Raw genomic sequence first — 15,828 nt, forward strand, 5'->3', positions numbered from 1 at the left:
TCGCTCACCATCGTCCGTCGTCCGAGGCCGGCTGCCATGTCGTGATCGCGAACAGGGCGGTCAGCTGTTCCTTGTCGGCCTGGCGGGGGAACAGGGTGTTCACCATCTCGATGAAGGAGGCCGCGTCCCGCCGCGGGTCCCGGTCATGTTCGAGGTGGGTGCCCAGTTGTTCCCGCGCGGGCAGGTGCTCCTCGCCGTTGCGCGCGTAGTCCACGATGGCGGCGACGAGCTTGATCCGGGCCTGGATGAACGAGGGATCCAGGTGCCCGTCGTTGTGGCGGAACTCCACGTGATCGTCGGCCGTGCCGATGACATGGGCCAGGTTGAGTGCGGAGGGGCGGCGGTGGACCTCGCGGAGCTCTTCCGTCGAGCGCTCGGTGCCGCCGGTGACCTCGTTGGGCTCGCACTGCCGGTAGGGCCGGTGCATGCCGAAGGGCTCCCTGGGGTCCTGCCCGAGCCGGAACAGGATGTCTTCGTAGCCGTAGTAGAGCGTGAGCAGCCGGTGCATGGCCCTCACGTCGGTGCCGAGACCCGGGGCGCCGACATGGATGTGCCCGCCCGTCGCCGGAGTGATCTCGCCGCCGTGGGACTTGATGATCTCGGTGATCCGGGCCAGCTCCGCCCACGTCCGCTCGGTGTCCCGGAGGATGCCGGAGACGAACTCGCCGGCGATGAGACGCGGGTTCGCCTCCCGCTCCATGTACGGCCGGCCGCTCATCGAGTCGGGGGCCTTGTGGTGACCGAACACCTCCGGACTCGCGGCGAGCCCCGCCCGGTGGAGCTCGGCGGCCATCAGGCGCACGTCGTCGGCCCGGACGTCCATGGTCTCGCCCGCGTGGGCGAACTCCAGCTCCAGCCCGAAGGCCACGTCCGTGGTCATCGCGTCTCGCGTCATGTACGGCACGACGGACGCGACGTCCTCGCCGTCCGCCAGCCGCCGGGTCACGTCCTCGACGACCTCGTTGTGGTCGTCGAAGTCCCAGCCGAAATGGCTCTGGACCCGGGCCGGCGCCGGTGCCGGCGGCGCCAGCAGCGAGATCTCGCCCTTGGCGTGCATCCCGATGTGGTACAGCCTCTTGAGCGCCTCTTCGTAGGCGGGAATGAAGTCGCTGTCCCGGTAATGGGGAGCCAGCGACACCATGACGTCGGTGAGGAAGTCCACGTCCTGCCGGCTCAGTGGGTTGTCGACCCATACGGAACGGTTGCCGGGTCCGGTCGCGACGAAGTTGCCGCGGAGAGTCTTGCCGACTGCGGGGACGGAGCTGGTGTCGGTGCCGGTCACCAAGGCGGCGCGTGCGGGATCGACGCGGGGCACGATGAAGGCGCGTCCGGTGTCGACGCCGGCCAGACCGGAGCCCGTGTCGTAGAGGTTGTTCAGGTGCCGGTCGTTGTTGAGGATCAACAGGTCGAGGAGTTCGAGCAGGATCGCGTTGCGCTTGGCGCGCGTGTCCGTCCTGCCGACGGCGGGGTGCGTGCCGTGGATGTACTCCATGAAGACCGTGCGTGGGTCCGTCGGGTGCGCGACGACGATGGGGACCGTGGCGCCGATGAGTCGTCCCACCAGTGACCCGAGGATCTCGGCCTTGGCTTCGGGGATGCCTGTCCACTTCCGTACGATCTTGGTGCCGTCCCGCAGAGTGAGGTGCTCCACGGTGCCGTCTTCGCCCTGCTCCCCGAACATCTCCCACTCGTGCGGATCGGCCGCGAGCGCTTCGTCGACGGCGCTTTGGGGCAGGCGACGCTGTTCGAGGACGGGCGGCGGTGCCGGGACGGCGAAGGGCGTGGCGGGCGTCACCCTCCTGGACGGGTGGGCCTGCAACCACTGGCCGTCGTCGTTGAACGGGAAGACCGGCCGCCCGTCCGCGTCGTATCCCTGAACGGTCGCGGTGTGAGCCTGCCTGTCGGCGCCGATGTAGACGATCTCGTTGCCGGCCAGGATCGACCGGCCGGTGAGGTCGGCCAGTTCCTGGAGCACCGCCGGGTCGCGGGCCGTCTCGCAGCCCAGGATGCGTATCCACGCGTCGGGCTGCGCGAGCACGCGCGGGTCGTGGGCGAGCATGGTGCCCAGGTCGGCCGCGCTGAGTCGTTCGGAGCCTATGAAGAAACCGGTGCCGTCACCGGCGATCGCGACGTCGATGATGTCGTTGGAGCGTTGCAGCAGGCGTGGATCGGCCGTGGGCATGACCGCGGTGCTCTCGTCGCGATACCAGATGCCCGCGTTGACCTCGCGGCGATGCTCGGAGATCAGGTCCCGGTGCCGGGCGCTCAGCGGTGGCGCGGACACCGGGCCGGACGACTCGACGGGCCTGACGGCCGCCAGAAGCGGGACGGGACGCACGTGTCCCTTGCGTACCGTACGACTGGCCCGCGGATCCTCCGGCATCGCCGCCAGCTCGGGACCGAGCCAGGCCATGAGCTGCTCCCCGACCACCGCCGAGGTGTCGCCGGGCAGGAAGAACCGGAACTGCGCCGATGGCTGGGCGGCGTTCCCGACACGGAGGTTGCCCAGAGACGTGGTCTCCACGGCTCCGTCCGCGGCCAGCACGACCCGTCCGGTGTACCAGGCGAGCTCCTGCGCGAAGGCCGTCGTCCCGTCATGGGGGCCGGCCAGTATGATCGCGGCGTCCTGCGGCAGGTCGGGGGAGCACAGCAGCATCGCCGCGACCACCTCGGCCCGCAGGAGCCGGTCGTCGACTATCATCCCCCGCCGGGAGTAGTGGCCCTCGACCACGAAGGCGCCCTCGACGGGCCGTACGGTGTGCCGCTTCGCCGCGCCGACGTCCAGACCGCTGCGGATGCGCAGGCCCGCCGCGGTCGGGGTGACCGCGTTCCGCTGGAGATGGTGCGCTATGTCCCGGGCCAGTTCATCGGTGAGCCCGATCCTCGGCGTGACCACCGGTCCCGTTCGTTCCTGGGCCCGGTGCTGCTTGAGGAAGTAATGGACCTCACCGTTGTCGGCGGTCATCACCGCCGTCACGGTGAACCGGGCGCCGGACCTGAACAGCGCGTGATGCGGCTTGCCCGACACGTCCGCGACCGGTACGTAGTCGGACGCCAGGATGGTCACTCGCGTGCCGTGGGGGCCCTCGGCCAGATGGCCGGCGTCGTCGACACCGTCGATCAAGGTGTCCACGGTGAACTCTTCCCCGGCAAGGATGCCCCGGGGAACCAGGCCGGCGGGAAGCCGGGCGAACACGTGCCCTTCGGCGCTCGCCCGTGCCGCCAGCTCGGCGTCGGCCCGGGAGATCACGTCGGTCCGGTTCTCCGCGATCACCCGCGCCAGGTGATCGTTCCGCAGGAGGTCGCCCAGGACCGGGCCCGTTCCCGGTGCGGGCCGCCACGCGGGCGCGCGATACTCGACGGTCGTCCGGTCCTCGGAGAACGCCAGCGGGATCAGCCTCGCGTCGTCGGAGCCGGTGAACTCGCTCAGCATGTTCAGCAAGCGCTCGTACCGGTCGCCGAGGGAGAGCGCGCCGAAGGTGTCACGCAGCGCCTCGAAGGCGGCGGTGACCCGGGCGACGTCACCGGGGGCCAGGACCGGGGCGCCGCCCCGGAACTCCCAGTCGCCCGCCTCGCCGAACAGGACGAGCAGCGGGTTGACGTCGAGCAGCCGTCGCAGTGTCGCGTGGTCCAAGGGCTCGCCGTGGGCGAGGAAGGTGTACAGCGCCCGGGTGGCCAGGCGGGCCTGCGTCTCGGGAGTGGGTTCCGCCGGCCGGCGGAGCTCCTCGTAGAGGACATAGGGGGTGGCCCGATGCGCGCCGGGCAGGCCGTCACCGGCCTCGTACGCCTCCTCCAGCCTGGCCTCGTGCTCGTCCGCCGCCGCGCGGGTCGGGAACTCGTGGCGCAGGGCCCGCCGGCCGTCGCCGAAGACCACCTCGGTCGTCCGCCCGTGTGACCCCGGCACGTCGAGCACGCGGGAGACGCCCGTGGCGACGCTCGCCCGCAACGCGTCGCTGCCGAACGTACGCCACACGTACCCGTCCTCGTCGAGGTGCAGGGCCGGGCCGGCGAGGCCGAGCGCCTGTCTGGCCAGCGCGCGGACGAGGACCTCCGGGGCGTCGCTGAGGGGGATCCTGAGAGCGCGGGACCCGTCGGCGAACGTCACCACGTCGCCCAGCGCCGACGCCCGCTTCGACGGGACGCCCTGCTTGACGGTCTGCTCGACGTTGAGGCGGAGGCGGCGAGCCGCGTTGATGGCCCGGCCCTCGGCAACCGGGCCCAGGCCCGTCAGCGAGGCTGACGGGCTCTCGTCCATGGCGCTGAGCGGCGCGACACGGGCGAGGGGCAGCTCGGCCCCCGGCACGGCGGCCACCACGCTCTCCAGGCCGACCGCGTTCCCGGCGAACGGCCCACCCGCGAGGCCCTGGTGCCGTCGCACGATCTCGTCGTAGTGGGACTGCAAGCCCATCCGGGCGAAGTCCTCGCGTGCGGCCTCCAGCATGGCTCCCAGCACCCGCACGTCCGAGGGGGACAGCGGGTTGCTCGCCCAGTCGCGGCGGCCGGAGGCGTCCTCGCGCAGGAACAGGTCGAGCAGCGGGCGGGTGCTGGGCAGCACATGGAGGGCCGGTCTGGTGACCAGCGGCGTGATGTCGGCCAGGGCGGCGAGGTATCCGGAAAGCACCGCCTCGCGGGTGCCGAGGAAGGCGCCGGAGGTGGCGGTGGGTGTCCAGTCGATCAGGATGTGCCGGTCGCCGGCCGCCCTGGCGGGGCCGACCAGGCCCAGGCGGTGGGCCAGCTGCGTCATCAGCAGGGTCAGGTTCCTGCGCTTGGGGGTGGACTCCTCAAGGAGCAGGGCGGGGGAGCCGTCGGCCAGCATCACCTTGGAGACGTTCGCGCCGAGGGGCTCCGGCTCGCCCCGGACCCCCAGAGCCGCCAGTTCCGGATCACCAGGGATGCCCTGGGCCTCCGGTTCCAGGGCGGTTCGGATGTCCGAGGCTTCCTGGGTGTCGGTTTCTTCCGTCCAGTTGATCAGGGCGTCGATGGGGTGCGGGGGGCCGGTGCGCGCGGCGAGGTCGGCCTCCACCGCGGCGATCTCGACGGCCAGCCGGTCCGCGGCCGCGGTGTCGCCCGCCGCCAGGGCCTCGCGCTGCTTGCGTTCCAGGAAGCGCAGCTCGTTGCGCCGGGCGGTGACGCACTCGTCGCGCGTGGCCTCTCCCGGCGTGTGCGGGTGCGTGTGCTCGCCTGCCGTACGGAACTGGAGCACGTCGCTGATCTCGTGCAGGACGAGCCGGGCCACCTGGTCGGAGGCGACGCGGGGAGCCAGGGTCACCAGGTGCGGATCGCCCCGCTCGCCGGTGTTCGTCGCGGTGGTCTCGCCCAGGTAGCCGCCCTCGACCGGCCCCACCTGGAACTTGAAGTGCACCTGTCCGAGCAGGGCGGAGTCCAGGACGAGGGTGTCGCCGCCGTCCCAGATCACCCGCCAGGCGCCGGCGGCGCCGCCGAAGTCCTCCAGCAGCAGCTCGTTGTTGAACGCCTGCCTGGCCTCGTCGACGGTGAGGTCGCCCTCGTCGGCCGGGCGGCCGTCGGCGACGAACGCGGAGTTGAGCGGGGAGGCGTGGGTGTGACGGGGCGCGCCGCCCGGCCCGTTCTCCGCGTCGTCGGGCTTGTTCTTGGCCGGCCAGGCCGCCGGATCCGCGGCCGGCATGATGCCGCGCCTGCTCAGCTCGTTCCTCAGGTGCCCGGCGAGGCTGGGGGCCTGATCCGCCTCCGCCTGCCGCTCGGGGCGTCCGGCGGGGTCGGCGGGGTCGACGGGGTCGACGGAGGCGGCGGGGTTCGTGTCCGTCCTCGGCATGGTGCGCTCGTGCAGGGCCAGCAGGTCCATGCCGTGCTGCTCGGCCACCGCGATCAGGGAGGACGGCAGTCCGGCGAAGCGCCGCCCGAATCCCCCGTCGTCCCCCTGCGCCGTCAGGCGGCCGTCGGGGGTGGCGACGTAGGTCAGGGGCGGCCCGTACGGAGGCCGGAGCGTGACCAGGACGGTCTCGTTCCGATCGCGGGCGTCCACTTGCGCCCGCCTGAGCTCCCCGTACGAACGAACGGGCCGCCCGGTCCCCGAGCCGACCGGCCCCGGCAGGGCGGCGGCAGCGGGGGCGACCGGCCCGGGAGCCTCGTGGCCGGCGACCGGCGGCGGGTTCTCGGCCTGTCCGGCCAGCTCCCGCATGACCTCGTCGAAGACGATCACATCTGCGTGGCCCGTGGCGACGCGGACGGCCCCCTGCGGCGGCCTCTGCCCGGATCTCTGGGCCGGCGAGACCTCGACGCGTACGGTGTAGTCGACCCGGAACCTGACCGAGCTGCTGTCGGCCTTCTCGAAGACGCTGGTCTCCCTGCGGTTGCCGCCGCCGACCGACGCGCCGTCGACGCCCTGGCTGCGGTAGCTCCCGCCCATGCCGAACTTGAGGCCGAACGGGAGCCACCTCCCTATGTCCTTGCTCCCGCCGGAGAACCCGGCCGGAAACCACCGGGTACGGTCCGCGCTCGCGGACGTACCCCACTGCCTGCGGTCGACCTGCCCGATCTCGAAGTCCTTGTGACCTTGGGCGATGGTCACGGGTTCGGACAAGACCGCTCCGACGTGCACGCGCGCCACCCTGCGGTGCGCCAGCGGCACTTCGAGCACCATGAGCCCGTCCTCGGCCGTCATGAGCTCGAAGTTGACGTTCCGGTTGCTGCCCGTCAGGATCCGGGCGAGCGCGCGGGACTCCCGGACGGAGAGGTCGCGGCCCACCGTCGCCTTCAGGTGCCGTTCGACGGCCTTGGCGAGGTCCTTCACCCGCGTGCTCTCGACCATGAAGTTCTCGGGCACGGGGAAGGGCCGCGGATCGGCCACGGCGGGCTGCGGAGCGGTGCCCGCGCGCGCGACCATGCCGGGTGGGACGAGCCGGTCGATGGTTCCCGAGACGCGCCGGGAAGCCTCCGCCACCGGCGACGCGTCCGCCACAGGCGACGTGGACCTCACCCGCCGTACGTCGACCACGAGCCTGATGCCCTGGCGCACCTCCGCCCTGGTCCCCTCGAACGAGGCCGCCCGCTGCACCCGGGTCTCTTGCAGGTTGCTCGCGGCCGAGGCGCCGCGTCCGCGGTCGGTGCCCACGGAACCCGACTCCATGTCGTCTTCCGTGTCCTTGCCGCCGAAGGTGCCGGTCAGCGCCGAGGACTCGGAGACGTTCTCCTCGTGCATGGTGTAGAGCTGGAGGATCTGCCCCACGTCGGAGACCTCGCCCCGATACTGGACGTCATCGCCGAGCACGGCCCGTACGGTGACCTCAAGGGTGTCCGTGAGCCCGTCGCCCCTGACGGTGTACTCGGCGGGCGGGGAGTCCGGGTCGAGCAGAGTGTCGATCTTGCCCAGCCAGCTGTTGCCGGAGAAGTCGGCCGACAGCGCGCGCCACAGTTCGGTGTCCTGGGCGAGCGCGCCCGGAGCCACCGCCTCGACCGCCTCCTTGATCTCTTCCAGCAGCTCGACCTCGGCGCCCGGCCGGTCCTCCGGATGGAGGCTGACCCCCTTGACGGTGCTCATGCCGATGGCGTCCTGGTACGGCGGCGCGAGCACGGCGGCCACGTCGCCGTTCTCCAGTCGCCGGGCGGCCGCCTCCAGTTGCGCCTGGACGTGGTGGTGGAACTCCGGCCGACTCAGCATGCGGTCGATGGTCTCGGCGTCCGTCTCGCCGGGCCGGCCCGGCGGAACCCCCGGCGGCATCATCTCGGCCAGCGTCTCGGAGGAGAAGAGTTCGAGAAGCGCGGCGAGGGCCCTGCCGGTGTCGTGCCCCCGGCTGAGGGGGACGCCGGGCAGGGTGGTCAGGCCCGGGACACCCGACGGATGGGCGGTCCTCGCGCTTTCCAGGTCCTGCAGGTACCGGGTGATGAACCTGACCGCGACCCGGCGGCCGAGCTTCAGGTCGCCGTTCATCACCCGTTCGGCCGCGTCGGCGAGCTGGTGCAGCGGCAGCTCCACCTCTTCGTTGGCGTACAGGTCGAGCGCGTCACGTTCGGCGACCAGGTAGACGGCGGTGCCGTCGTTCCGCGTGACCGTCTTCGCGCCGATGCCGGAACCCACGGTCACTTCCGCGGCGACGTCCATCACGAAGGCGTAGTGCCTGCCCGTGTCGATGGTCAGTCGCTCGGGGCCGGAGATCAGCTTCCGCTCGTTGGAGGTCGTACGCCCCCATGAGGTGGTGCCGCTCCCCTCCTCCGCCCGCTCACCGGGCGCCGGCACTCCCATGGATCCCTCGACGTCCCGCGGTCTGGAGATCCGGGTGGTGCTGCTCTGGGAGCTGAGGGTGAGGTTGATGTCGCCGACCAGGATGTCGGTGGCGGACAGGAAGCGCGACTGGCCCTGCGTCAGGCGGAGGCTGACCGGCTGGTGCCGCGCCGTCCCCTTCGCCGTCTGGCGGTCCACCCCGGTCCGGTGGCCGGTGGTGAACACCTCGGGGTGGCTGACCAGGCTGCGTACGTTGAAGAACGCCGCGAGGTGCTGGAACGCGGGCGAGCCGCGGTCGAGCGAACCGCCGAGCAGGTCCGCGACGGTCGTCGCGATGTCGCCGACGTCGAGGTGGGCGACGGTGGCCCGCCGGAGCACCGACGTCGAGGTGCGGTGCCGCGGCCCCGGCGGACGCGGGTGCCCGTCGGACGACAACGCGAGCGGGAGCAGGTCGGAGGGGAGCACGATCCGCGCGTCCCCGGCCCGTCCCTCCGCCACGGTCCGTACGAGGTTCGCCCCGGTCAGCCGCTCGACCTGGACGACGTGCGGGATGCGGAAGACCGCGCTCTGCCCGGTGCCCTCCAGGAGTTTCACCTGGTTGACGGTGCTGCCCGTCGTGAGCTCCACCTGGCGGTTCCGGCCGAGGCCGGCGGAGAGGTTGGATCCCCCGAGATCGAGGCCGGGGTCGTCCTTCAGGGAGAGGCCGCTTCCCAATCCCGCTCCCCACGACCCGGTCAGGTTCCGGGACGAGGTGTAGGTGTCGGAGCCGATGTCCAGGTTCACCACCGGCTCGGCGCCGGTCACCCCCTCGTAGACGGCGTTGCCGAAGTCCTGCCTCAGGCTGATCCGCAGGGTGTAGTGCTCGGCCGGGCCGAGGGGGCTGTGGTGGACCAGGTTGACGATCAGGCCCGCCTGGGCTGCCTGGTCGTAGCCGGTCTCCAGGCGTTCGGCGGAGAACTGCTCGGCGACCAGTTGCTCGTTGGCCATCTGACTCGCCCTGACCGAGGCGTCGAGGGAGTAGTGGGGGACGCCGTTCCTGAGCTTCGGCAACACGCCTTCGCGGCGCAGATACTTCTCGACCTGTTCCCGGACCGAGTCCATGCCGGTGATCCGCTGAACCAGCGCCGGGCCCGCGCCGCGCGTCTGGTTCTCGCCCGTCCCGTACCAGGTGGGCAGCGCGCCGACTCTGCCGGGCGGATCGACCTTGGCGGGATCGCCTCTGAGCACGACGTTGCCGTCCGCGTCGCGCCCGATCTCCGCGGCAGGGTCGACCGGCAGGCCGTAGCGGTAGGCGTCCGGTTCGGGGATGCGGAACAGTCCGGTGCTCGGGTCGGAGACGAGGGTGATCGGGGCCTGACCGTCCATCTGGATCGTCACCGTGTGCACCATGTTCAGCAGGTAGCCCTGGGTCTCACCCGCCCATCGATGCACGCTCGGATGGATGGCCACGCCGGTCACGCCGGAGGACGCGGATGCCGCTCTGTCCACATCGCCGCGGAGGGTGGCTTCCCATGCAGGGTGGTGCTGACCGGTCTGGTCGGCCGTCTGCGAGGTCCACCCCACGGCCCCCCCGAGGTCCGCGTCGTGGCTGTCGGAATGGCTCTGGCCCGCGTGGGAGGATCCGACGCGCAGCCGTTCCTGGTGGTGCTTGGTGCTGGGGCCGCCGACACGTGTGTCCCCGGGGAGCACGGTCGTGCGCATCGTCATCACGCCATGGATCCGGCCGTTCACGATGATGGTCCGGCGCAGCCCCGCCGGATCGTTGACGGCCGTGCCGAGGTTGCCGGGCAGGTCCTCGGTGATCGCCGTGACGACCTGGCCGCGGGCGACGGGGCTGCGCATGACCTTCGGCAGCTGTCCGGTCACCCGCTCGGCCAGATCGAGCAGGCCGGTCAAGCTGACGACGACGTGCTCGGGGAAGGGGGAGCGCCGCCGGTCGGCCTCGGGAAGCTGGAGGGGCTGGTCACTGGGGTCGAGGAGATAGGCGTGCGAGAGCCACAGGCTCTGACGCGTGGTCTTTCCGGCGGGCGGGGAGGCGGTCACCGGGGTGCCGGACGCGGTGCGCAGTTCCACGCTCCAGCTCGCCCTGGCGGTGAACATGGTGGCCGTGCCGCGGTTGTCCTCGACGTTGCCGCCCAGCCCGTTGTCCTGAGCCGAGGTGGAGACGGAGTGAGCGCCCCCCCGGCTCCACTTGAACCTCATGACACCGTGGTCGGCGATGCGGTGGAGGGTGTGCGAGGACGTGCTCCGCATCCAATGCCGGCCCAGGTCCATTATGTCCCGGTCGAAGGTCAACCCCCTGGAGCGGCGGCCGGTGGCGGATGCCCTGCCGCCGCCCTGCGGCAGTTGTCCGAGCATGGTCTCGGAGTGGGAGGCGGCCGGCTTCACCACCTCCATGAGATCGTCGAGCGTCAACCGGATCCGCAGTTCCGCGCCCGCGATCCCGTTCAGGCGCAGCAGCAGGCCGTCCGGCGCGACCGCGGTCTGGAAGGCCTGGCGGATCGCCCGCCTCAGCTCCTCCTGGGAGAAGCGTGCGGACAGGCCCTGGTCCGTGAGCAGCTTGTTGACCAGATCGGTCAGCCGGGCCAGGTTGGCGATCGGGCCGGCGGTGTAGGCGGCCAGCAGGGCGTGCGGCGGCGGCAGTGCCTCCCGGTGTGCCGAGTCGTAGGCGTCCGATCGGCTCCGCATCTCCTGGAGGGCGACTTCGACCTGGAGCGTTCTGGGCTTGTCCGGCCTGTTCACCCTGTTCAGGGCGGTCAGTGTCGCGTCGGTGGCGTCAAGTGCCTGGTTCGCGGCGATCGCGGCGGCCGCGTACCGCTCGGCTGCCCGCGTGTGGTACCTGGCGGCGGACTCCGCCTGCTCGGCGGCCAGCACCTGCCGACGCGCGCGCTCGGGAGCGCCGTCGTCCTCGTCCAGGCCGTGCAGGAAAGCGTGATTCCAGGCCTCCCGAGCCTTGTCCCAGGACTCTTCGGCATGGTGCCGGTGACGGCTGCTGAGTTCGAGGTTGTGCGCCCAGGCGGCCTCCAGCCTCCTCTCCTCCGCTTCGACCTCCGCCCTCAGCTCCGACAGCGCGGTGGGCGGGGGCTCGGGCACCGAGAGGGCGGGCGGTGTCGCGGGCGGCAGCGCGGCTACCGCATCCTGGTACGCCTCCATGGCCGTGGCGGCCGCTCGCGCGGCGGCGTTCAGCGCGGCGTGGTCGACCGGCTCTCCCGAGGCCACGCCCTTCAGCAAGTCGGCGAGCACCTCGTGGGCGTCGCGGGCGGCGATCGCCAGGCCTTCGGCCGCCTCGTGCAGCGCGCCGAGCCGGGCGAGCTCCGCCGCGATGGCCCGCCACCTCCGTGCGCCCTCCAGGTCCCGCGCGGCCAGGGCCTCCGCGGCGAGCACGTACGGCGTGCTCGCCGCCTGGTTGTAGGCGCGTACCGCCGCGCGCTGCGCCCTGACGACCCCGTCGAACCCCTCGATGGTGGTACGCAGCGCCGTGGCGGCGGCCCGCCGGTCCGACACGCGCTGGAGGAGGTCGCCGAGCGTGGCGTCGATGGCCTGGGCGTCGCGCGTGTTCGTCAGCAGGTCCGGCGTCGTGAGCTTACGGTAGTACCCCTCGTGGGTGGCGCCCAGACGGAGCAGCTGCGAGGCGAGCTCGTGCGGCGGGGCGATCAGGATGCGCCGCGCCTGAACCGTCTCGTCGAGGAGCAACTGGTACGTCTCGGCGGCCCGTACGGCCGAGTCGGCCGCGCTCCGGCGTTCCGCCGCCGTGCCCGGTGAACGTCCCGCCGGGCTGGTGAGCTCGTCGGCGGCCGCCCGCAGCGCGGCGATGTGGGCGCCGAGCACGTCCGGTTCGGCGGCCTGGGGCAGCGCGGGAACGAAGACGGCCGGGTCGGCCTGCTCCTCGTACCGCAGGCGGAGCTGGTGGGCCGCGTGCAGCGCCCTGGCGAACTCGGTGCCCTTCCTGCCGGGAGCGCTCGCGGTGTGCACGAGTGACTGGGCGCTCTCGTACGCGGCCCTCGCCTGGGACGCCGCCGTCAGCAGCGAGGAGGTGCCCATGTCGGTGACCGTCATCGCCAGGAGCCGGAGGTCGGACTCCACGCGCAGGAGCCGGTCGATCTGCTGCGCCAGCACCTGGTCGAGATCCTGTTCGAGCTGGGCGACGGCCTGGTCGTGGCGGATCAGCAGGTCGATCAGGTCGTTCGTCGACTGACGGGCCGGCGCCGGTCGCGCCTCACCCCCTTCCAGCTCGCCGTGAGCCTCCAGAATCCTGCGTACGGCGTCCCGCTCCGCCTCCATGACGGACCGTTCGATGCCGCTCGTCTCGCCGATCCGGCGGGTCAGGAACACCAGCTCGCGACGGCGGGCGGTGAGGCACTCGTCGCGCTCGTTCGGCTGGGTGATCAGGCGGCGCATCAGGCCCTGGCGCGGCTGGTTCCTGGCGTGCAACGTGTCGGCGATCTCGTGCAGGACCAGCCTGGCGACCTGGTCGGGGGCCACGCCAGGTGCCAGCCGCACCCTGTTCTCGCCGTTCGCGTACAGCACGGTACGGCCCAGCCGACTGCGGGTGACGCGGCCCACCGTGAAGGTGAACCGCTGGTCGGGGAGACCGGCGACCTCGACCACGAGCGTGTCGGCGGCGGTCCAGCGCATGCCGGTGACCTCGGGGCCGAGGTCGGAGGCGAGGACCTCGACCTCGAACGCCGCCCTGGCCTCCGCCACCGTGAGCGCCGGCACGCCGCTTGCGCGGCCGTTCGCGACGAACCTGGTGCGCTTGACGGGACGCCCGCTCACGAGGGCATGGGCGTCCCTGGTACGGCGGACTGCGCCGATCAGCCTGGTGACCAGGGAGGGGCCGGGGGTGGCGGACTGCTGGGCGGGTGCGGGGACGGGGGTGGGGTCAGCCTGGTTCTGCGGGGTGGGGCCGGGGGCGGCCGCCGTCTCGGCCGTGGTGAGGGTGCCGGTGTCCTGCGGGGCCGGAGCGGGTTCGGCGGTACGGGGCTCCCCGACGCTCTGCGGGCCCCCGGTCCGCGCGGTCTCCGGGGTGCCGGTGCTGTCCTGGGTGGTGTTCTCGGCCGGGGCGCCGGACGTGTCGGAGGTGCCGCTGGTCCGGTCGGGAGCGGGCGTCGTGTCCGGGGTGGTGGTCGTGTCCGGAGCGGGGGCCGTGTCCGGAGCGGGGGTCGTGTCCGGGGTGGTGGTCGTGACCGGGGTGGTGGCCGGCGTCTGGGAGGCGGCGGTGTCCGAGCCGGGGGAGGTGTGCGGCGTTTCGGCGGGCGCCTGGTCCGTCGTGGGCGCGGCCTGCTGATCGGCGGGGGAGGCGTCCTGCGCGACCGGCTGGGACGCCGGTCGCGCGTCTGGGGGCGGGTCCTGCGATCGGTCCTGCTGGTCCTGTTGGTCCTGCGGCTGGGATTGAACTTGAGGGGTGGGGGAGTCCTGGCGGGGTTTGGCGTCGTCGGTGTGCTGGGGGCGGGGGGCCTGCGGCGCGTCCGGCGTCTGTACGGCTCGGGCCGCCTTCGGTGCGGGCTGCTGGGGCGCAGCCGGTTCGGTGACCGTGCTCGTACGGTCCCGCCTGCCCCCGCCGGAGAGGTCGCCCTGCGGCAACACCGGGCTCCCGCCGGCGTCGGGCGAACCGGTCTGAGGGCCGGGGACGGAGGAGAGGTCCCCGAGGCCGGGAGCCGTCGTGATGGTGGACGCGTTCCGCTGGGCCGCCATCGCCTCGTTGAACACGCCGCTCAGCGAGGTCACCGGGGTGACGGCCGCGTGCAGGACCTCCAGGTTGGTCGGGCTGAGGGTGTTCGTACGTCCCGCGCCGCCGAGGAAGCCGCCGTAGAAGCCCTCCGCGCCCGGCAGCGCGAACTGGTCGTAGACGGCGTAGTTGGCGACGATGCTGCCGGCGGGCGAGGCGACCATGTTGTTCAGGCCGGTGTTCAGCGCGCGTCCGGGGAAGCGCAGGAACGCGTTGCCGACGCCGCGGTTGTCGCCCGCGATCCGGTTCAGCCGCGAGATGCCGGGCAGGTCGTTGGCGAAGCGCGACATCGGATCGCCGAGCTTGGTGCCCGCGATCGCGCCGGCGCCCGCGCCGATCGCCGCCGCCTTGACCTTCTTCCAGTCCAGCGAGTCGCGGGTGCCCATCCTGATCTGCTGGTACTGGGTGGTGAGGTCGATGACGAGCTCTTCGGAGATCTCCTCGAACAGCTCGGCCGCCAGCGCCGCGTTGAAGAAGCGGCCCGCGCCGGCTCCGGCGAGCTTGGAGATCTGGCCGCTCGCCGCGACCGGGCCCGACCTGGCCGCCACCAGCGCCAGCCGTTCCATGATCAGGGCGATCCTGGACCCGCCCGCCGCGCCCACGCTGCGCAGCATGAGGCTGGCCAGCGGGAAGAAGCCGGCGGCGATCAGGGCGATGAACGCGGCGATCACCGCGATCCAGAAGGCGACGTTGATCGACAGCTTGGTGTACTGGGTCTCGCGGGCGAAGTTGTCGACCATCTTCGCGTAGGAGAAGGACTCCTGGGCCTTGGCGACCACGCCGGCCTTGTCGTCGTAGAGCTTGGCGAGCCGCTTGAAGATGGCCGGCTTGGCGGGCGACTGGAGGCTGCCGTTCAACGTCTGGACCGTGGCGGAGGTCGGGTCCAGGGTGCTGATGAGCAGGTTCATCAGCTTGACGTACTCGACGCGTAACTCCCAGAGCTTGCTCTCACTGCCCTCCGGCCAGCTCTGGCCCGCCGTCAGCAGGGGGACCAGGTGGTGGACCACCCAGCCGGGCAGCGCCTCCGTCTGCCAGACGGGCTCCACGTCCTTGGTGGCGATCCCGCCGTCGAACGCGCCGGTGCCGCCCGCCGGCTTCCGGGCCTCGTCGGTCGCGGTGGTGACGTCGCCTTTGCCCGCCATCATGCTTTTCGGTAGGCGTTCGACAGGCCCACGTCGATCGCCTGCTCGGTGGTGAGGGTGTTGGAGACCGTCGCGCGCAGCAGCGGCCCGGAGCCGGAGATCTCCTTGATCAGGTCATCGGTGTCGCGCAGGAATCTCTCGGGGCCCCCGCCCGCCAGGTACTGCTTGCTGAAGGACTGGCCGTCCGGCCCGCCGCCCTGGGGGTGGGCGGCGTTCAACGCCCGGATCCGCGCCGCGATGGCCGGCCAGGCGGTGCTCAGGTCGGTCGCCATGGCGTCCCACTGGTTCAGGCTGTTGCTGATCGGTTCGCGGATGTGCACGTCCGCCCGGTCGTCGGCGCTCATCGGCGGCGTCTCTCTCCCGGCAGCGGGCCGGAGAACTGATCGAGCACGACCTCCAGGTCGCCCTCCAGATGGGCGCGTAACTGCTCGGGCGGCACCACGGGCTCGAAGAGCTCGACCAGCTCCTCCAGGGCCTTGGCGGTGGCCCGCCGGATGGTGTCGGTGATCGAGTCGGCCAGCCCCCTGGCGTTGGGCCGGCGGTACAGCCGGGGGTCGAGATCGAGCCTGATCAGCTCGCCGCGGACGCTCACCGTGGCCGAGACGAGCCCGTCGTCGGACTTCTCGGTGACCCGGATGGCCTGGGCCTTGGCGTTGAGATCGCTCGCCTCGCGTTGCATGCGCATGAAGGTCTCGCGTAACTCGTCGGCGTAGGCCTGGAGGCCCACCACGTCCGCGTCTTCCATCAGGCCCACCCCCTAA

The 15,828-nt window shown here is 72.0% G+C and carries 3 protein-coding genes; all 3 read right to left on the bottom strand.

Translation table 11 applies throughout. The annotated features are described in order from the left end of the window. Positions 1 to 4 precede the first annotated feature (4 nt). Genes ACWCSU_RS33180 through ACWCSU_RS33190 form a run of 3 tightly spaced genes read right to left on the bottom strand, consistent with a single transcriptional unit; the run spans position 5 to position 15,812 of the window. Positions 5 to 15,070: a WXG100-like domain-containing protein gene (locus ACWCSU_RS33180; protein WP_449940238.1), complete on the bottom strand. Its 15,066-nt coding sequence runs from the start codon at positions 15,068 to 15,070 to the stop codon at positions 5 to 7. After that, positions 15,067 to 15,411, bottom strand: coding sequence for a hypothetical protein (locus ACWCSU_RS33185; RefSeq protein WP_449940240.1), 345 nt, complete (start codon positions 15,409 to 15,411; stop codon positions 15,067 to 15,069). The genes ACWCSU_RS33180 and ACWCSU_RS33185 overlap by 4 nt, the downstream gene beginning before the upstream one ends. Continuing rightward, the gene (locus ACWCSU_RS33190) at positions 15,408 to 15,812 is read right to left on the bottom strand and encodes a YbaB/EbfC family nucleoid-associated protein (protein ID WP_449940241.1); all 405 of its coding nucleotides are present in this window, start codon (positions 15,810 to 15,812) and stop codon (positions 15,408 to 15,410) included. Before ACWCSU_RS33190 ends, ACWCSU_RS33185 begins: the two co-directional genes overlap by 4 nt. Positions 15,813 to 15,828 lie beyond the last annotated feature (16 nt).

This window comes from Nonomuraea sp. NPDC001699 (assembly GCF_053596455.1).